At 65.6% G+C, this 18,347-nt stretch carries 12 protein-coding genes and 2 pseudogenes; 6 read left to right on the top strand and 8 right to left on the bottom strand.

Going from position 1 to position 18,347, the window contains the following annotated elements; all coding sequences use genetic code 11:
• Positions 1-124: 124 nt before the first annotated feature.
• Positions 125-2,956, bottom strand: a complete 2,832-nt coding sequence (locus OG534_RS31130; protein ID WP_326592476.1) for an ATP-binding protein — start codon at positions 2,954-2,956, stop codon at positions 125-127.
• A 926-nt stretch (positions 2,957-3,882) separates the two neighbouring features.
• On the opposite strand from OG534_RS31130, the gene OG534_RS31135 reads away from it, so the two are divergent.
• On the top strand, positions 3,883-5,214 hold the full coding sequence (locus OG534_RS31135) for an aminotransferase class I/II-fold pyridoxal phosphate-dependent enzyme (protein ID WP_326592477.1): 1,332 nt from the start codon (positions 3,883-3,885) through the stop codon (positions 5,212-5,214).
• Between the two features lie 42 nt (positions 5,215-5,256).
• On the opposite strand, the gene OG534_RS38750 is transcribed toward OG534_RS31135, so the two are convergent.
• The 3 genes and pseudogenes from OG534_RS38750 to OG534_RS31145 form a co-directional block, all read right to left on the bottom strand.
• Positions 5,257-5,640: an SsgA family sporulation/cell division regulator gene (locus OG534_RS38750; RefSeq protein ID WP_442807255.1), complete on the bottom strand. Its 384-nt coding sequence runs from the start codon at positions 5,638-5,640 to the stop codon at positions 5,257-5,259.
• Positions 5,641-6,047: 407 nt separating this feature from the next.
• Positions 6,048-6,506: pseudogene (locus tag OG534_RS31140) on the bottom strand (CU044_5270 family protein); the annotation flags it as partial.
• A 24-nt stretch (positions 6,507-6,530) separates the two neighbouring features.
• Positions 6,531-6,737, bottom strand: coding sequence for a hypothetical protein (locus OG534_RS31145; RefSeq protein ID WP_326592478.1), 207 nt, complete (start codon positions 6,735-6,737; stop codon positions 6,531-6,533).
• A 1,146-nt stretch (positions 6,738-7,883) separates the two neighbouring features.
• Here OG534_RS31145 and OG534_RS31150 point away from each other — a divergent pair.
• Together OG534_RS31150 and OG534_RS31155 are read left to right on the top strand one after the other, a co-directional pair.
• Positions 7,884-9,071, top strand: a complete 1,188-nt coding sequence (locus OG534_RS31150) for an epoxide hydrolase family protein (RefSeq protein ID WP_326592479.1) — start codon at positions 7,884-7,886, stop codon at positions 9,069-9,071.
• Between the two features lie 88 nt (positions 9,072-9,159).
• Complete coding sequence (locus OG534_RS31155) at positions 9,160-9,708, top strand: GNAT family N-acetyltransferase (RefSeq protein WP_326592480.1); 549 nt, start codon at positions 9,160-9,162, stop codon at positions 9,706-9,708.
• 91 nt (positions 9,709-9,799) lie between these two features.
• Here the strand turns inward: OG534_RS31155 and OG534_RS38755 are convergent.
• Both OG534_RS38755 and OG534_RS31170 read right to left on the bottom strand, forming a co-directional pair.
• Positions 9,800-10,887 (bottom strand): annotated as a pseudogene (locus OG534_RS38755) (IS630 family transposase).
• A gap of 591 nt (positions 10,888-11,478) precedes the next feature.
• The gene (locus tag OG534_RS31170; RefSeq protein WP_326592481.1) at positions 11,479-12,543 is read right to left on the bottom strand and encodes an IS630 family transposase; all 1,065 of its coding nucleotides are present in this window, start codon (positions 12,541-12,543) and stop codon (positions 11,479-11,481) included.
• Positions 12,544-12,844: 301 nt separating this feature from the next.
• Here OG534_RS31170 and msrA point away from each other — a divergent pair, with 301 nt between their 5' ends.
• Positions 12,845-13,357, top strand: a complete 513-nt coding sequence (gene msrA / locus OG534_RS31175) for a peptide-methionine (S)-S-oxide reductase MsrA (protein WP_326592482.1) — start codon at positions 12,845-12,847, stop codon at positions 13,355-13,357.
• Between the two features lie 36 nt (positions 13,358-13,393).
• On the opposite strand, the gene OG534_RS31180 is transcribed toward msrA, so the two are convergent.
• Positions 13,394-13,873 carry a hypothetical protein gene (locus tag OG534_RS31180; RefSeq protein ID WP_326592483.1) on the bottom strand — a complete coding sequence of 160 codons (480 nt, stop codon included), beginning with the start codon at positions 13,871-13,873 and terminating at the stop codon, positions 13,394-13,396.
• A 98-nt stretch (positions 13,874-13,971) separates the two neighbouring features.
• On the opposite strand from OG534_RS31180, the gene OG534_RS31185 reads away from it, so the two are divergent.
• Positions 13,972-14,121 (top strand): hypothetical protein, encoded by a 150-nt coding sequence (locus OG534_RS31185; protein WP_326592484.1) that lies wholly within the window; start codon positions 13,972-13,974, stop codon positions 14,119-14,121.
• Between the two features lie 266 nt (positions 14,122-14,387).
• Here OG534_RS31185 and OG534_RS31190 read toward each other — a convergent pair whose 3' ends face one another.
• A complete protein-coding gene (locus OG534_RS31190) occupies positions 14,388-14,834 on the bottom strand; it encodes a DUF5709 domain-containing protein (protein WP_326592485.1) in 447 nt (148 codons plus the stop codon).
• Between the two features lie 701 nt (positions 14,835-15,535).
• On the opposite strand from OG534_RS31190, the gene OG534_RS31195 reads away from it, so the two are divergent.
• Positions 15,536-18,316 carry an ATP-binding protein gene (locus OG534_RS31195; RefSeq protein WP_326592486.1) on the top strand — a complete coding sequence of 927 codons (2,781 nt, stop codon included), beginning with the start codon at positions 15,536-15,538 and terminating at the stop codon, positions 18,314-18,316.
• Positions 18,317-18,347 lie beyond the last annotated feature (31 nt).

Raw genomic sequence — 18,347 nt, forward strand, 5'->3', positions numbered from 1 at the left:
GATCTGCCGGGCAGCCCAGTTGCGGCCCTGCTTCGGGCGATGCGTGTTCTGCGCGCTACTTGGTGTTCGTCTGACACAGCTTCCACCGTGGAAGCCACAAACATGTTCCTCTGAACAGCAAGAGTCAAGGGCCTTGAGCTGGAGGCCTGGTCTGCTGCGGGTTCTCCGGTGCGGATGAGGAATCCAGCGCATCTCGCAGCATGACACGGGAGGTGATGCCGAGTTTCGGATAGATCTGATAGAGGTGAGCGCCGACGGTCCTGTGCGAAAGGTACAGACGCTCTGCCACCTGCTTGTTGGTCAAGCCCGAGGCAGCGAGCCGAGCAATTTCCAGTTCCTGAGGCGTGAGTGTCTGCACCGAGGGTGCCCCCGGTCGGCGCTTGCCGGCGCCCGAGGCCCTCAGCTCGGCCTCTGCTCGCTCCACCCATGGCTGTGCCCCGAGGTGCGCGAACCTGGACAGTGCTGCACCGAGGGGCCCCCTGGACTCGGTGGTTGCTCTGGCGCGCCGCAACCTTTCGCCGTAGGCGAGTTGGACGCGGGCGAAGTCGAACAGCCAGCGATCGGCACCCGGGACTGCCAAGGCATTGGCGAACAGCGTGAGGGCTTCATCGTCGTCCGACGTTGCCAAGGCCGCGCAGGCCTCCGTCAGCAGGGCATGGCGAGACGAAATGGTGGCGACATCGGCGTGCCGCATGGCGCGTACATGCGCAGCCGCTTCTGCCTGCCGATTGGTCCTGACTGCGGCTTCGACCAGGTCCATGGTGACCCACAGCGCGTGCGGGGCGTGGGAGGCGAGGGTCCCTATAGGGCTGATGGCATTGGCATGTTCGTAGGCGTCACCGAAGTCGGTGCGCCCCAGGGCTGCCACGGTCGCAACATGCTGAGCGTAGTGCGCGGCGCAGTAGGCCCCCTGTCGCGTGGCCCAGTGGATGATCCGATTGGCTGTCTCATCTGCCCGGTCTGGTTTCCCACGTGCGGCATCGAGGATCGCCTGTACGTAGAGGAAGTACCAGATGAAGGCGGTGTAACCATGTGTCTCGCAGAGCTGGATTCCTTCTTCGGCCAGTTGCTCGGCCTCGTCCCACATGCCGGTGAGGTAGTCGTCCAGGCACAGATGGATCAGGCCCGACAGGTACCGGCGAGCCGGTCCGCCGTCGCGTCCCATACGCACCACCCGCCACGAGGTGTCGCGGACTTCACCGAGCCGGTCGAGGTACAGGGCTGCCGTCCCGGCCCGTGTGAGTTCGACGGGGTCGGTCACCTCACTCAGGCCCGCCACGAGCTGGTCCACCTGGCCCGCACCCGCAGGACCGGTGCGGGCCGGATCGGAGAACGTCTTGCCCAGCGCGGACAGGACGACAGGTGCTGCGGGCGTCATCTTTGCCAGGGCTCGGTGGTAGGGCTGCCACAGATCGTGTCGGGCGCCGAAGAAGCAGATCAGGGCCAGCGTATGCAGAGCGTCTACGAGCGTCTTGTCTTCGGCGTCGTAGGCATGAGTTCCTGTTTCAATGGCGTTGACCAGCAGGCTGTGTGCTGTGTCGACGTCACCGTCACCATTCAGCAGGAGAAGAGCGGCGGCGGCCGCCGAGTGCAGTGAGCTCTCCCGCTCCCGAGTTGAGTACCGGGCGTCGTCCAGCAACCTTTGCGCGCTGGGCAACGCGCCGGCGGACTCGGCTCCGATGTACGCAGCCTCCGCGAGCCGGCGGGCGCGGTCGGGGCCCTGTGGGGTGAGATCCGCAGACCGGATCAATGTCTGCATCCCGCCGAAGGCATCGCCGCGGCGCAGCGTTATTCGGGCCGCGTGCTCCAGCAGAACAGCTACCTCCTCGTCCGGTTCCAGGGTTGCCTCACCCAGGTGCCACGCTCGCCGTTCGGGCTGATCGACAAGGACATGGGCAAGCGTTGCGTGCACCGCACGTCGTTCGCCGCTGGTGGAGTTCTCGACTGCAGCCGCACGGATGAGGGGGTGACGGAACCGCAGTCGTCGCGCCCCTTCTTCAATGTAGACAAGCTGGTCACGCTCAGCTGGAGTCAGGTCGTTCAGTTCGTATCCGTCATCTGCCTGTCGAGATGATGCCTGCAACACGCCGAGGTCGCCTTCACCCTCGAGCGCGGCCAGCAGGAGAAGCCGCTGCGATGGCTGCGGCAGACTCGTGATCCGGGTGCCGAACACAGCTTTCAGCCGTTTGCTGAGCGGCAGCACGGCGGGCATTTCGCCGCCTGCGTGGCCCTGCATGGATGACAGCGCGGACGGCAGTTCCAGAAGGGCCAGCGGATTGCCGTGCGCCACGGTCAGAAGGCGCTGACGGGCGCTGGGGACCAGGTCCGGGAACCTGGTGCTGACGAGGTGGTCAGCTGCCGCCTCGTCCAGCGGCTGCAGCCAGAATTCCGGCAGGACACCGCTGTCGTGAAGGCCCTGCGAGCCGGAACGCGACGTGGCGAGGAAGCTCACGTGGATGCTCGTCGCCCTTCGAGCGACGAAACCGAGCACCGCTGCGCTGGCACGGTCGATCCAGGGCAGGTCGTCGATGACGAGCAGAAGTGGGCTGCCGGCTGCAACCGTGCTCAGGAGGAGCAGGACGGCGTTGGAGACCATGAGCCGCTCTGGCGCCGTTCCGCTCTCGAAACCTAGTGCGACCCTTAGGGCTTCGCGGAAGGGTGCATCGAGTTCGTTGACGGCGTCTTGGAAAGAGAAGAGGACCTGGTTCAGCCCCGAGTAGCTGCAGTTGGCTTCAAATTCCACGCCGGCAGCGCGCAGAACTTGGATCCCATCTGTCTGCGCCGCCTCGGCAACAGCGTCCAGCACCGCAGTCTTGCCGACGCCAGCCTCTCCGGAGACGAGAAGGGCCCCGCCTCCGACTCCGATGCTGAGAAGCGCCCGGATTTGCTGAAGGTCGCGGACACGACCGATCAGGCGGCCGGCCGTGCTATGTGGGGGTGAGTAGGTGTCGATCATTACACACTCTCATTGCAGTTCGCGGGCCTGAGGGGCCGCGCGAGGTGGGGGGACGCCAATTCATTGCCGCACGTCGTGGGGGAGCGCAACAACGAGTCAAGGGCGGGTCAGACAGACAAAGGGATGGGCAGTGACCAGGCTCCGTCATTCCGCAGCAGCCCAGTGCGAAGCTGGGAAAGGGGTCGTCGCGGGAAACTGCTTTCAGTGATCCGGAGGCGGCCACGCCACGACACGCGCGTCCTGATGTGCCGGGCGCAGCATCTCCCGGATTCGCCGTACAGCCGGCATGCGGGCCGGAGCGACCATGCCCCAAGCGGAGAGGGCCGTGGCGTGGTCACCGGCGTGCGCATCGAGGGGAGAGGTGAGGTGTGGGCGCCAGCTGTTATCGCCTACCGGCCAGCTCGTCAGCCGCGCGACAAGGCCGGGGTCGTCGTGGTCGATCAGCGGATCCAGCGCAGTTGATCGTTCTGCGAGGCCAGCGACTTGGCGGGCGATGCCGTGGCCGACTACTCGGGTCGAGCGGCGGATGGAGGCCCGCCACGGCACGAGTCCGTCCATGGGTGCGGCCCGGCACGCATCCGACGCCGTCACCAGTGCTGCGGGCCGGCCCGGAACCTGCGGAACTGTACGCATGCAGGCGTCCCGCCGCGCGAGTGTGGCGGGACGGAGCCGAGACTGGGTCTCCGCCGCATGCAAATTCGAAGGGTCCGGGGTATTCCACACCGAAGATCGACGGCAAAGCAGTGTGCGATGCCTTCTCGCGATCACGGGGTGGTGTAGAGCGGTCCGCAGGTGCGCTCTGCGCAACGCTGACGGAGGGCTGGGAGGGTATAACGCAATCCTTTTGAACTAGTGCGTACTAATTGTGATCGCGGCACGCGGGATGTGCAACGCAATCGGTTTGAACTAATGCATAGTAGGTAATTGTGATAGGAGAGTACACGTTTACTGGCCGGCGTGCGGCGGAGATCGCCGCGAGTGTCGAGCGGGCTGTCGGAGAAGGAGCGCTGGCGCCCGGCGCCGCACTTCCACCCCTGCGGGAGCTCGCCATCGAGCTCGGCGTCAATCCGAATACAGTCGCGGCCGCATACCGCCTTCTACGCGATCGCGGCGTCATCGAGACGGCCGGCCGCCGCGGCAGCAGGGTGCGGCCGCGGCCGGCCACCACCGTGCACGACGAGATCGGCCTGGAGGTGCCCTCTGGCGTGAGGGACCTCTCCTCCGGTAACCCCGACATTCGGCTCCTCCCCCCGCTCGGAGAGGCGTTGACCCAGGCCGCTGCCCGGCACGCCGGGAAACCCATGCTCTATGGGCACGCACCAGTCGACGACGAGCTGAGGCGACTCGCCCGTGCCGTGTTCGATGCGGACGGTATCCCCGACGGGCCGATCGGGCTCACCTCTGGATCACTGGATTCCATGGAGCGAGCCCTCCTCGCCCACCTGCGGCCAGGGGACAAGGTGGCTGTAGAGGACCCGGGCTGGGGAAGCCTCTTCGACTTGGTCCCCGCCATTGGACTAAGACTGATCCCGGTCGGTGTCGACGATGAGGGACCCCTGCCCCCAAGCATGGACGCTGCTCTGAAGCGGGGTGTGAGGGCGCTGATCGTCACCGATCGGGGACAGAACCCCACCGGCGCCGCCATCTCGGCTGCCCGCGCCCAGGAATTGCGGGCCCTCCTCACGGAGCATCCGCAGGCCCTCGTTATCGATGACGATCACATTCACGGGCTCACTGAGCTGCCGCTTCATTCGCTCACTGGTTGCACCCGGCACTGGATGCTCGTCCGCTCGACCGCCAAGGCCTTCGGCCCCGATCTGCGCCTGGCGGTGCTCACAGGCGACCCGGTTACCGTGGACCGAGTCTGCGGTCGCTACCGTCTCGGCCCGGGCTGGGTCAGCCACCTGCTCCAGCACACGGTGGCTCATCTCTGGCGGACCGAAGCGGTGGACACCCCGGTGGTGTCTGCGGCTTACGCCGTCCGACGTGACGGCCTGGTTCAGGCGCTCGCCGAACGTGGCGTTGCGGCTTATGGCCGGAGCAGCATGAATGTGTGGATTCCGGTCCCCGACGAGACCGGGGCGGTGACCAGGCTCCTGCAAGCCGGCTGGGCGGTCGCGCCGGGCGCTCGCTTCCGGCTCTCCTCACCACCCGGCATTCGCGTCACCATCTCACCCATCTCAGTGGATGAAGTGCCGATCCTGGCTGATGCGGTCGCCGAGGCGATCCGGCCCCACCACACCGGTCGCTTTGGCTGACGGGTGATCCCCGGACGTGGGGAAGTCCTCCTGCTAGGGGGTCTATCGCCCCTCGACGAGAGCTGCGGCACCGGCATCCCAGTCCACCTGGCAGAACTCCGTGCCAGGATGGACTAGGTCGAAGATCCCCTGCAGCCACTTTTCCAGGCGCCGTCGATCAACTTTGAGGAGGCAGGACCCGTCGTGGGACTCGAGATGGATGTACAGCACACGTCGTCCTCGGGCGACCGCAGGCCAGACCTGTACGTCACCCATGCCACTTGGTTCGTCAGTGCCGTCGAAGAGTAGATCACGTGAGATCGTCCACGTGACCCCGCCGCCCTCCGGCGGTTGCAGCTCGAGCAGTACGACGAGGGGATCCGTCTGGGTGTAATGAAACACGGCTCTGAGCGGAAGGCGGATCGAAGGGCACACGACCCTGTCCATACGTAGGCGCAGCGAGCGCGTGCACTCATCAGACCGGTCGCGAGCCTGACGGCCGAGCTTTCCGAATGGCACGGGGTGTGCCCCTTTCAGGGATCAGGAGTTTTTCCCACCCTGCCTCTTGACCCCGTCCTGGGCATCAGTCACCTGACTGCTCTGTCGATGGTCACTGGGAGACCGGCATGCCCATGGCGGTCGAGTGACCGGCTCGCCCGCACCCTGAAAGAGAAGCGGACTCAGAGGATCTTGCCCCCTTCCATGACGACCAGGGATTAGATCGGGCACGGCGTCCCCCGACTGCGCTACCGGTTACGGCGCGAGAGCGAGCTCCCTGGCGGCGTGAATGGAGGGGGACGTGCCACGCCGGGTATGCCTGCTCCTGTGGTGCGGGCAGACACACCCGGCATGGGTTAGGCGGCGGACGAGGGGACCTGTTTCAGCTCGTCCACGACCTGCTTGGTTGTGATGGCTGAGGTGAAGATGATGGTACCGGGCTTGATCTTGCCGGATTCACCGCCTTGGGGATGTACCTGGACGGTGCGTTCCCCCAGGTAGGCGTGGGTCTTGGCGTCGAAGATCCATTCCGTGCGGGTGCCCCTGACTTCGTCGAGTCGTGCGGCTGCCACGCCGTGGTGGCCGGCCGCGTCAACGGCGTCATGCACCTGGACCACGCCGGGGATCTTGGCTGCGGCCTTGTAGAGGGCGGCGGTGAGCTCCTTGGGGGGCATGGATTCGCTGAGGAGGCCCCCGATGGTGCTGAAAGCCTGCTGGTTCGCGCTGGTGCCCATTCGCTTGGTCTCCTCGTAGATCTTCCTCAGGAGTACATCCGGGTCCGTGGTCAGCGTGGTCAGGTACTCGTGCGTCGGGGCGTTGAGGCGTCCGGGTTCGGAAGATCACTTCTCGTTGACGCGGTCGAGGGGTCCGCCATGGGAATGCTGGGGGACGTGGGGGTCGATGAGCCAGCCCTTGGTGCCGTCGGCGGACTGCCAGATCTGTCGGCGGTAGATGCCGGTGCTGACGATGGTGGTCTTGTCGCCGACGGAGTGCTCGTAGGTGCTGCCGACTTTGCTTTCGATGTAGACGTACTGCCCCGCCCTCACGGTTGGTACGGAGCTGTTCGTTGCCGCGAGAGCGATCTGCTCGAGCAGCTGCGGGACACCCTGCCCGGTGCTTGGTCCGACCTGGGTGGTGAGCGCCGATCCCTCGACGAGCGGGGCTGTGGTGAACGGGCCGCCGAGGACGAGGACACCGGCGGCGATGACGGCCAGCTAGCAGATCGAAGCCGGTACGACGATCAGTGGTCGCAAGAACCTGCGGCGCCGAACAGGCGCTGGAGGGGTCGACGAGGTGCTCTCGTGAATGAGGGTCATCAGTATGTCCCTGTGGAAGGTATGACGGCCCGCTGGCAGGTCGGCTTCTTCGGTGCCGACCAGACTGGCGGTCTCATGCCACTCTTCGGGCGTCAGACGGTTCTGGTCCGTGTTCACCGGGTTCCTTCCTCCCTAGGCCGGGCCGCGAAGTTGCGGTCCTCCCGGCACCGAAGAGCCCACGCCTGCGGCGTGGAACGACGCCGCACCCACCCCTCGAGCGCAGCCCGTTCCTCGCCGGACAGGATCAACTCGGCCTTCGGCCGCCCAGTACGTGCCACGGACCAAGTTTATACATCTGAACAGAATTCCCGACTCAGAAGACTAGACGGGCAGCGGGCAGGAATTGGCTACGTCCAAGGCGACGTTGAGGTCGTCGGTCTGGACCGTGGCGTCGGCTTTTCGCGCCAGACCATCCTCCGCATGCTGGATAGTCCTCGAGGGCGCGCCGCTGAGTGTGTCTGCATAGGGGCCGCTCAGCATCGCGTGCTGTGAGGTGCCGGAGACGAAGGCGCGATCGACGAGTCATGCGGGAAGGTCGCCGCTGAGGAGTCTCGGCAGTCGAGTTGATCCGCCCGGCGGCGCACCACGGCGGCGTCCTGGTCCAGGCTGGGTGCTGCAAGGGTGCGGCCCGTCGGCGGCTCGGTCAGGTTACCTATGAGTCGCTGAACCCGCCCTCAATAACCTAAGTCACCTGGCAGATTACGCAGAAGTCTTCGGCAGGCCACTATGAAGTCACAACGGCACGCAGGAGCAGGTTGCAAGCCAACTTCTGTAACGGGGTGGCTTACCTCCTCTCCTTTCGCGTGTTGAATCTGCGCCTTGGCAGTGCGAATGGCTACTTAGGCCTGCCGCATTTTGAAGAATTTGGAGATTATTATGTCTGCGCCTGCGATCCGACCCTTTATCGTGCAGTTTGCTGAGTCTGACGTCGCCGATCTGCGCATGCGTATCGCAGCTACGCGTTTCGCGGAGAAGGAGACTGTTTCCGATCGGTCTCAGGGTCCGCAGCTCGCCACTCTGAAGGAACTTATCCGGTATTGGGGTGAAGAGTATGATTTCAACCGGGTCGAGGCGCATGTGAACGCGCACCCGAACTTCATCACCGAGATCGACGGGCTGGACATCCACTTCATCCACGTCCGCTCGAAGCACGAAAACGCGCTGCCGCTGATCATCACCCACGGTTGGCCGGGATCGGTCGTCGAGCAGCTGAAGCTCATCGAGCCGCTCGTCAACCCCACGGAGCACGGCGGTGACGCATCGGACGCCTTCCACGTGGTCATCCCCTCGATTCCCGGCTACGGATTCTCCGGAAAGCCGACGGCCACTGGTTGGGGCCCCCAGCACGTCGCAAGCGCCTGGGCCGAGCTGATGGGCCGTCTTGGCTACACGCGCTATGCCGCGCAGGGTGGCGACTGGGGCGCGATCATCACCGACTTCATGGGTGTGCAGGCGCCCGAGGGTCTGGTCGCCATCCACACCAACATGGCCGGTGTGATCCCTTCCGCGATTGACGGAGCGCTTGCCGCGGGCCAGCCGCTCCCGGCCGGCACCCCGCCCCTCACGGAGGACGAGAAGGCCGCGGTCGACCATCTGAAAAGCGTCTACTCGCACGTCTACTACGCCTACATGATGGGTGACCGGCCGCAGGCTCTGGCCGGGATCGCTGACTCGCCTGTCGGCCTGGCAGCTTTCCTGATCGACCATGACGCCGCCAGCCTGGAGCTGATCACCCGGTCGTTCGATGGCGTGCCCGAGGGCCTGACGCGCGACGACGTCCTGGACAACATCACGCTCTTCTGGCTGACGAACACGGGCATTTCGGCAGCTCGTCTCTACGCTGAGAACAACACCCCGTTCTTCGGCGTCAAGGGTGTCACGATCCCGGTAGCGGTCAGTGTTTTCCCTGACGAGCTCTACCCGGCCCCGAAGTCCTGGACTGAACAGGCCTACCCTAACCTCGTCCACTACAACAAGCTGCCCAAGGGCGGTCACTTCGCAGCCTGGGAGCAGCCGGAACTTCTCGTCAGCGAGCTCCGTATGGGTCTGCGCTCCGTCCGCTAAGAAGCCGGACCCGCACAACTACTGAGGTTGAAGGCGTGATGTCGGGGTCTGAGGATCCCGCCAGGGGGTGTCGGGTAGGTTGTCCGGCATGGCTGAGCTTGGGCCCGTTGTCTGGCCGCCCGCCCCGTTGCGGACCGAGCGGCTCGTGCTCCGCGCGTCTGTGGCCCGCGACCGTGCGGCGTTCATCGACCTGTTCGCCTCGTCAGAGGTGCGGACGTACCTCGGTGGCCCCCGACCCCGTGCTGAGCTTGAGAATGCAGTGCCCGAAGTGCCCGGGCGGCGCCCCGGCGTGTTCGTGGTCGATCACGACGGGGCGATGATCGGCATCGTCACGCTCGACCGGCGGGACGCTGAGCGTCCTGGGCACGTCCATCCTGATGCCGGAGAGGCCGAGCTCAGCTACATGCTCCTGCCGGAGGCATGGGGACGTGGGTACGCCCTTGAGGCATGCACGGCGGCGCTCGGCTGGTTCGCCAACGCGTTTCCCGGCGACCCGCTGGTGCTCTGTACCCAGGCCGCCAACGACCGCTCGGTACGTGTCGCGGTGAAACTGGGGTTCACCGAGGTGGAGCGGTTCGAGGAGTTCGGCGCCGAGCAGAGGTTTGGCGTGTGGTCCTCGGTCCTGCCGTCCGGTTGAGCTCATGGTCGATTGCCACGAGACCACCGGCCGGGGCTCCGCGCCCGGTTGCTTGAGGCGGGACTTCAAAAGGTGCGCATGCTACGGCGGATCACATGATGGTCCTGTCGGAAACGGGCGTGAGGGTGAGGCCGGTAGCCCTGAGGCATCCCTCGATGATGTCGCTGCGGTACTGGATCCGGCGGAGGCCGTGTCGGAGCCGGCGCATGAGGTGGTCAGGGTCGGTGAAGGCTGTGTTGGCCTGGGTGGTGCGGCGGAGGATCGACCAGATGCCTTCCACCGGGTTGAGGTCGGGTGCGTAAGACGGCAGGTGGTAGGCCGTGAGCCAGTCCTGCGCCTCGATGAAGGCTCGCATGCGGCGGTCCTTGTGGACGTTCAGATTGTCCCAGATGAGGACGATGGGTCCGCCGAGTTGCTGGTGGGCGGCTGTGAGGAGGTCGCGGTACTCGGTCCAAGCGAAGCTCTTGCGGCCTCCGGCCTTGTGATCCGTGTGTCGTTTGGGCCGGTAGATCAGGCGAGAGCTCATCCCGGGTTTGTAGCAGCACAGGGCGGCGATGGAGAAACGGCGCTCGGAACGGCCACGGACCCGGATGACCGGTGTGCTGCCGCGCTGGCTCCAGGTGCGGGAGGTCGGCGGCGTCATCGAGAACCCGGCTTCGTCCTCGAAGACGATCCAGGCCCCGAGCGCCGCCGCGCTCTTCCCACCCGCGGCCACACCTCCTTCACCCAGCCGGCCACCGCTGCCTCGTCGCGCTCGAGGGCACGACGAGACGGAACCTGATGACTCCAGCCGTGTCTGCGTAGCATCTGCGAGATCCCCGACAGCGTCTTCGACTTGTGGAACCTGCGGCCGATCAAGGTCTTGATCCTGGCTAGCGTCTATCTCTGGTCCGGCCAGCCATGCACGATCGGGCCCTTGAACAGCTCTTCCTCAAGCACGGCGAACAGTGCGTCGCTCAGCTTGGGCTTGGACGCCGGGCCGCGGGACCGAACCCCGATCAGGCCGGCCGCCTTCCAGGCCTGCCGCCATCGCTGGACCGACCGGACGCTGACCCGTAACTCCCTCGCGATGTCCGTACTGCCCCGCCCGGCAGCGAACATCACCGCTGCCTCCATCCGGATCCGCTCGCGGAAGGCTTGCCTCTCCGCGGTCAGACCCCCACCCTGCGGATACCTCATACACCCGGCATACCGCGACGATCACGGATCGTCAGCCCTTACGACAACGCAGCTTCAATGTCAGTATCCACTCGGACGTGATCGAGGGAGCGGCCGAATGCCTGTGATTCCAGTCATTCGATCGCCCGAGCCGCGCCAGACGTACGGGATACCGCCCGTACGTCCTGCAAGTCAGGGTCGCCGACGACCTGATGCGGGCAATCCCAAAAGCGCTGCCCGAGTTTAGTGTGATCCATCCCACCCGGCCAGCTGACTCGCTGGATGGGTCGCCACACCGCGACCACGTCGGGTGTACGTCCAGGAGTGCAGAGCCTCTTGGGCGCCTGGGACCAGGCCGACCCTCACACGGCCCCACAAGCGGCGGGCCCCGCAACACCCCCGGCTGCGGTCCGGTGCCTGTCGGCACCGGACTCCGGCGCGGGGCCCGCCTCCCCAACATTCGTCACCCTCCCCACGCGTCGGTGACTCACCTCAAACACGGAGGCGGACAGGGCATGCGTTTCGCGGCGAATCCACCTGGACCTACGGATCGCACCTGCCCGTACGGCCACCGATGCGGCATGCACTAGTCTTCTGAGTCGGGAATTCTGTTCAGATATGAGCGAGGCGTTCGAGGATCTCGTCAGCGGTTTTGGTCCAGATGTAGGGCTTGGGGTCGGTGTTCCAGGCTGCGATCCAGGCCCGGATGTCTTGTTCCAGGGCCTGGACGCTCTTGTGGACGCCTCGCCGTATCTGCTTGTTTGTCAGCTCGGCGAACCATCGTTCCACCAGGTTGAGCCAGGACGATCCGGTCGGCGTGAAGTGCAGGTGGAACCGGGGGTGGGCCAGCAGCCAGGTCTTGATCGCCGGGGTCTTGTGGGTGGCGTAGTTGTCCAGCACCAGGTGGACCTCGAGACCGGTCGGTACTTCCTTGTCGAGTTTGATGAGGAACTTCTTGAACTCCTCAGCCCGGTGGCGGCGGTGGAGTGAGCCGATCACCTTGCCGGTGGCGACCTCGAGAGCGGCGAAGAGGGTGGTGGTGCCGGCGCGGACGTAGTCGTGCGTGACCCTTTGCGGGACGCCGGGCATCATCGGCAGGACGGGCTGCGAGCGGTCCAGGGCCTGGATCTGCGACTTCTCGTCCACGCAGAAGACCAGTGCCCGCTCCGGCGGGTCCAGATAAAGCCCGACGACGTCGTGGACCTTGTCGATGAAGTACGGGTCGGTGGACAGCTTGAAGGTCTCCGAGCGGTGAGGCTGCAGGCCGAAGGCCCGCCAGATCCGCGAGACCGTCGACTGCGACAGGCCGGTCTCCTTCGCCATCGACCGTGTCGACCAGTGCGTCGCGTTCTTCGGGGCGGACTCCAGCGTCCGGGCGATCAGCGCGGCCACCTGCTCGTCCGTGACCGACCGGGGGCCACCCGAACGTGGCATGTCGCCCAGGCCGGCGATCCGATGCTCGACGAACCTTGCCCGCCAACGGCCCCACGCATGGGGAGTCGAGCCGAGCTGAGCCGCGACGTCCTTGTTGGAAGCGCCTTCGGCGCAGGCAAGGATGATCCGGCACCGAAGAGCCCACGCCTGCGGCGTGGAACGACGCCGCACCCACCCCTCGAGCGCAGCCCGTTCCTCGCCGGACAGGATCAACTCGGCCTTCGGCCGCCCAGTACGTGCCACAGACCAAGTTTATACATCTGAACAGAATTCCCGACTCAGAAGACTAGGGCCTGCGAAACATGTCCGGCAGCCACGTGGGACGTGTGGCCGCATCCCACTTTGGTGTGATCATTGGCGCAGTCGGCGGAGATGTGGGGCTACGGCCCTTCTCCCTGGGACTTTGTGGCGGACCAGTCACATCCACGGCGCTGTGGGTAGGCAGCACGACTGGCCGATCTGACCATGCGGTACGCAGGACTTCCGTGCGGTATGGAGTGCCCCCTCAATGCATCTTCCTGATGCGAAAGAAGGACGAACGGTGATGAGAAAGACTCAGCAGAGGGCGTGGCTCGCGGGTGGCTGCTTCTGGGGCATGCAAGGGCTGATCCGGTCGCTTCCCGGCGTCACAGGAACGCGAGTGGGCTACAGCGGCGGCGATGGCCCCCATCCCACCTATGCCGACCATGGAAACCATGCGGAGGCGATAGAGATCGTCTTCGACCCCGCGGTGACCGACTACCGGGGCATCTTGGAGTACTTCTTCCAGATTCACGATCCGACCACGAAGAACCGGCAGGGGCTCGACGTGGGTGTCAACTTCCGTTCCGTCATCTTCTACTTGGATGAGGAGCAGCAGAGGGTGGCTGAGGAGACCATTGCCGACGTCGAGGCATCGGGCTTGTGGCCTGGAAAGGTCGTGACTGAAGTCGTACCAGCTGACGCGTTCTGGGAAGCCGAGCCTGAGAGTCAGGATTACCTGCTGCGCTATCCCAATGGATACACCTGCCACTTCCCGCGCCCGAGCTGGAGGCTGCCGAGGCGCACCGACTCCTGATCGTTCGAGCCCCATGACCCGGACAGGGGAGGCGCGTCAGCCAGGGCGAAGAGGCACCCGCCGACCCGAGGCGGCCTGGAACGAAGTGTTGCTCCGGGACATCGTCCTGGCCGAGGCTGTTGGGCCCCGCAGGTCACGGCGGGCTGCATCCTGCCGGAGGATCTTGGTGCAGCCCGCGCGGCGTTCGGGTCGTTCAGCCGTTGAAGCGGTCCGGGTGGGGCCGGTGCGCTCATCGCGGTTCAGCGCGGAGATCTCGCCGATGGCGCCTTCGATCAGCTCGATGTCAACGGCGGTGCTGCGGGCGGTTTGCTCGTGCGGCTGGACCGGCCCGGAGCACGCGATCGACTGGGCGTCGATCGGCGAGACGGTCTGCCGTGAGGCGGCGCTGACGGACACCTGCCTACAGGACTGGGACGGCCACACCGCCGGCGTCGAGGCGACGACCGTTCCCCTGCCCGCCGAGGTCACCGACTTGGTGGAGCGGTTGGTGGAGGAGATCGAGAAGCTGGCCCGCACCTCCCCGGTCGCGGTGGTGAAGGCCGCTCGGCAGCTGGAGGTCGCCGCAGCACGGCTCGGCTACTGGGCGGCCCACGGCACCCACAAGGACACGCCCCGTGCTCAACGAGATGCTGAGCCTGCTCCGCACCAGCCGCTTGGTCCTGGCCGGGCCCCTTCCCCGCACCCTGGGCCGGGTCCTGGAACTCACCGAGGCCGACCGGCTGTTCCCCACCGCCGACAGCATCGAAGCAGCCCGCGCCCTGTGACCGCAGGCGTAGGACGAGTGCTCGGTTCCTTGTGTAAGCAAATGTCCTTGCGTAGGAAGCCGGGGGCGCCCTTCGGGCGGGGCCTGGTGGCCTTGCAGCGCGAGGCCGGAGCCGCGGCCCGGTAGTGGTCGATCGCCTGATGGGGATCGACGTGGCCGGTGTAGTGATAGGCGCGGGTTCGCCGGCCGAGCAACCGCTTGCATATAGGGATTGACCCCCGATCTGCCCGGCCCGTTGCACGTACCGATCGCTGCCCGGGATTGCTTCTACGGCTCGTCGATAATGTATACGGCGGCTTCCTCTGCGGAAGCGGCTCCGGCGTCGATGCCTAGGTCATGGGCCAGTACGTCGTTGCTATGCGGGTAAGCAGTGGCTGGTGCCAGTCGTCCGGCGCGGGCGACACCCGTTTGGGGGTCCACCGGTTCGCCGTCGCCCTCGACCAGATCCCCGATTCCGTCACCTTCCTGGGGGGCCGATTCGGGAAGTTCCCGAGCGAGACGCTCGTCGAGGCTCTCACCCTCCCGCTGCTCTTCGCCCGTGGTGGCATAGCGGTCGCTCGCATAGGGCCGCTCGGCCGGCGAATAGCCCTGATCGAGGATGTCGTCGGCGTCGGGCTCCCCTAGGCTGTTCTCCATGTCCGGCTGGCCCTCGGAAGGCTCGTCCTCGGGCTGGGGCTGGTAAACGTCATCACCGCGGGCGTGGGAGTCACTCATCAGTACCGCCTCTCTCCCCGGGTCCCCGCCCCGGGGTTGATCCAGACTCTTGGGGCGCTTCCCCACGCACCAGCGGATTACACAGTCCGTGGGTACGCGCGTCCGCCCAGCCCAGGTACAGCGGCTTGCGCCAAGAGCAGTGACCAGCCGACGGAGCCTCGAGTAGTCGGTTCCCCCTGACGACGCCAGTGCACGCGCCGAATGAACGGTCTGATCACGGAAGGATCAGGGGACGACCAAGGCGGCGGTGAGGCCTGCACGACGGAGACGGCGGGTTCCGGCACCGTCACCCCGGGATCACGGATCCCCCAACCAGGACGGGGAGCCCTGTGCACGAAGGCGACGCCGTATCCGAAGTAGTACCCATCGGAGGTGAGTGCTCGGCCCCAGGGAATCCACGGGTGGTATCGCCATGAGCTTGTGGGTTCCTATAAGCGAGGGACGACGTCGGTTGCAGTGAGTGTCACGTCCACTGCTGTGAGCCGTCTCCCTAGCCGTCGCTATTTTCAAGGGTTAGCCTTTGGGAATCGGGCGCCTGGCGCACTTAGCCGATGGCCATCTTGGGCCGAGAGCCCATGCGGACCACGTAGCGCGAAGCCAGCCCACGCGGCGCATGAAGCCTAATCTAATCGGCAAGTCCAAGCCGTTACACCTGATCAGACCGTGGAACGCCCCTACCAGCGGACCGGGAAGATCGACCCATGGATGAGCTCGCCGTAATTGCACAGGATTCTCTCCGCGGCCGGACCGACCACATGGTTGCTCTTGAAGAGGCGCTGGCCGTAGCTCGCTCCGGAGAGAGCACGGTCCTGGTACTCCGTGGGGAAGCAGGCGTCGGTAAGACCTCCCTGCTGCACTACGTAGAAGGCCAGGCCACCGGGTTCCGAACGCTAGGAATCTCAGGCATCGAGTCCGAGATGGCGATGCCCTACGCGAGCCTTCAGCAGCTGTGTGCCCCCATGCTGGGCCGACTCTACGACCTGCCCGGTCCGCAGCGTGAAGCATTGTCCGTTGCGTTCGGGCTTCTGGTGGGCAAAACGGTGAACCGATTCCTTGTCGGGCTGGCCGTGGGGAGTCTCCTTGCCGCAGCTGCCGAGGATCATCCGCTGGTGTGCCTCATCGACGACGCGCAGTGGCTCGATGAGACGTCGATCGAGGTGCTGACGTTCGTCGCGAGGCGGCTGTCCGGTAAACCTGTGGCACTGATCTTCGCGTCGCAGAAGTCCGAGGGTGAGCAAATGGCCGGCTTGCCTCAGTTGATCGTGGACGGTCTCAGCGAACCCGATGCCCGCGCCCTGCTGGTGTCAGCTGTAGGCGTCCCGCTGGACCCCGCGGTCCGAGACCGTATGGTCTCCGAAGCACACGGAAACCCGACGGCCCTACTGCACCTGCCGCATACACTGACAGCTGGCGACCTGGCGGGCGGCTTCTGGCTCCCGAGTAGTCCTTCCATGGCGAGTTACCTTGAGAACATCTTCTACCAGCAGTTCGTGACGCTTCCTGGACACAGTCAGCTTCTTCTTCAAACTGCTGCCGCCGAGCCGACCGGAGATGTGGGGCTTCTCTTCCGTGCAGCGAGGCTGCAGGGGGTAGCCGTGGCCGCTGCCGGAATGTCGGCAGAGGCTTCAGGGCTGGTCGAGTTCGGCAGCCGGGTGCGTTTCCGTCACCTGCTGGTGCGCTCAGTGATCTACAGCCGCCTCTCTACTCCGACCCGCCGATCGGTGCACCAGGCGCTGGCCGAAGCAACAGAGCGCAGACTCGACCCAGACCGAAGAGCGTGGCATCGTGCGCATGCCGCCACCCAGCCCGACGAGGAGGTCGCCTCCGAGTTGGAGGTTTCGGCCGGCCGAGCCCAGCACAGGGGAGGGATTGCCGCCAAGGCCTCGTTCCTCCGTCGCTCCGCGGAACTGACGCCGAGCGCCGAGCGTCGCGTCACACGATCACTTGTGGCCGCCCAGGTCGAGATTGATGCGGGTGAGATCGATCGGGCGGAGGATATGTTGGCCACCGCTGAAGCCGGTCCGCTCGACGACTTTCAGATGGCGTGGCTCGAACGGCTGCGAGCCCGAATGGTCTTCGCCAAAGGACGGGGGAGCGACGCCCCCCAGATGCTTCTGGAATCGGCAAGCCGCTTGGCGCTGCTTGACGCGGCTTCTGCCCGCGACACCTTGCTGGAAGCCGTGGGGGCAGCGATCTTCGCAGGCCGTCTGAACGAGGGTCAGGTGCCGGGGCAGGTGGCCGCCGCAGCCCGTTCCGGGCCTCCTCAACCAGTGCCGAGAACGGTTGACGTGCTCTTGAACGGCGTGGCCAGTCTGACCCTTGATGGCTACCCCGCATGCGCGAACTCACTCAAAGAGGCCTTGAAATCCGTCCGGCAAGAGGAGGCAGTCGCCGTACTGGAGGGCGAACCCTACCCCCGGCTGGCTTGCTCGCTTCTTCCCGAGTCCCTCGCGGTAGAGCTGTGGGACGACGAAGCGTGGGAGGATCTGGCCGCCAACGCCGTCGTGAGGGCGCGCACGGCGGGCGCCCTCGCCATTCTCCCCATCGCGTTGAATGATCAGGCCTGTTTCCATGTGCACGCCGGCGCGTTCGACAAGGCTGCTGGCGAGATCGCTGAGGCGGCAGCCATCTCGGCTGTCACGGGCAGTCCGGCAGTGATTCACACTGCTCTGGTGCTCGGCGGCTGGAAGGCGGCGCAACCGGAGGCCCTTGAGCTCGTGGAAACAAGTATCAAGGATGCGGGCACCAGAGGTGAGGGCCGGGCAATTGGCCTTGCCGAGTATGCGACTGCACTGCGCTATAACGGCCTAGGCCGCTACGATGCGGCGTTGGCGGCCGCGCGAAGCGCATGTCAGTACGAGGACCTAGGTTCCTATGGCTGGGCCTTGGTCGAATTGATCGAGGCGGCCTGCCGGAGCGGACAGCAGGACGCAGCCGCAACAGGGTTGGCGAAACTTGCCGAACGTACGCGCGCCAGCGGCACGGCCTGGGCTCGTGGCACGGAGGCATGCTCGCGCGCCCTGCTCAGTGATGGCAGGACAGCAGAGGCGTTCTATCTGGAGGCGATCGAAGCACTCGCTACCTGCCGCATTGCTCTCCAACTAGCTCGTGCCCGACTGCTGTACGGTGAATGGCTTCGTCGAGAGAACCGCAGGCAGGAGAGCCGCGCGTACCTGCGCTCTGCCTACGAGGCCTTCAGCCGAGCAGGTGCCGACTGCTTCGCGGAACGTGCCCGAAGGGAACTTTCCGTAACTGGGGATACCGCACGAAAGCGCACGGTCGGCACGGATCTGGAGCTCACAAGTCAGGAAGCTCAGATCGCAAGACTTGCCGAACAAGGGCTCACCAATGGAGAGATAGCAGCGCAGCTCTTCATCAGCCCGCGCACCGTGGAGTGGCACCTCGGCAACGTCTTCGCCAAACTCGGAGTCAGCTCGCGCAGACATCTACACGCAGCCATGCCGCCCCACGAAGTCGGGTGACCAACGGAGTGGAACCCTGAGTGGACGTTAA

The organism is Streptomyces sp. NBC_01294 (assembly GCF_035917235.1).
Taxonomy (GTDB): Bacteria; Actinomycetota; Actinomycetes; order Streptomycetales; family Streptomycetaceae; genus Streptomyces; species Streptomyces caledonius.

Coding starts and splice junctions, on each gene's coding strand:
- OG534_RS31130 (WP_326592476.1), bottom strand. CDS start 2,956: ATGATCGACACCTACTCACCCCCACATAGCACGGCCGGCCGCCTGATC.
- OG534_RS38750 (WP_442807255.1), bottom strand. CDS start 5,640: ATGGACAGGGTCGTGTGCCCTTCGATCCGCCTTCCGCTCAGAGCCGTG.
- OG534_RS31150 (WP_326592479.1), top strand. CDS start 7,884: ATGTCTGCGCCTGCGATCCGACCCTTTATCGTGCAGTTTGCTGAGTCT.
- OG534_RS31155 (WP_326592480.1), top strand. CDS start 9,160: ATGGCTGAGCTTGGGCCCGTTGTCTGGCCGCCCGCCCCGTTGCGGACC.
- msrA (WP_326592482.1), top strand. CDS start 12,845: ATGAGAAAGACTCAGCAGAGGGCGTGGCTCGCGGGTGGCTGCTTCTGG.
- OG534_RS31190 (WP_326592485.1), bottom strand. CDS start 14,834: ATGAGTGACTCCCACGCCCGCGGTGATGACGTTTACCAGCCCCAGCCC.
- OG534_RS31195 (WP_326592486.1), top strand. CDS start 15,536: ATGGATGAGCTCGCCGTAATTGCACAGGATTCTCTCCGCGGCCGGACC.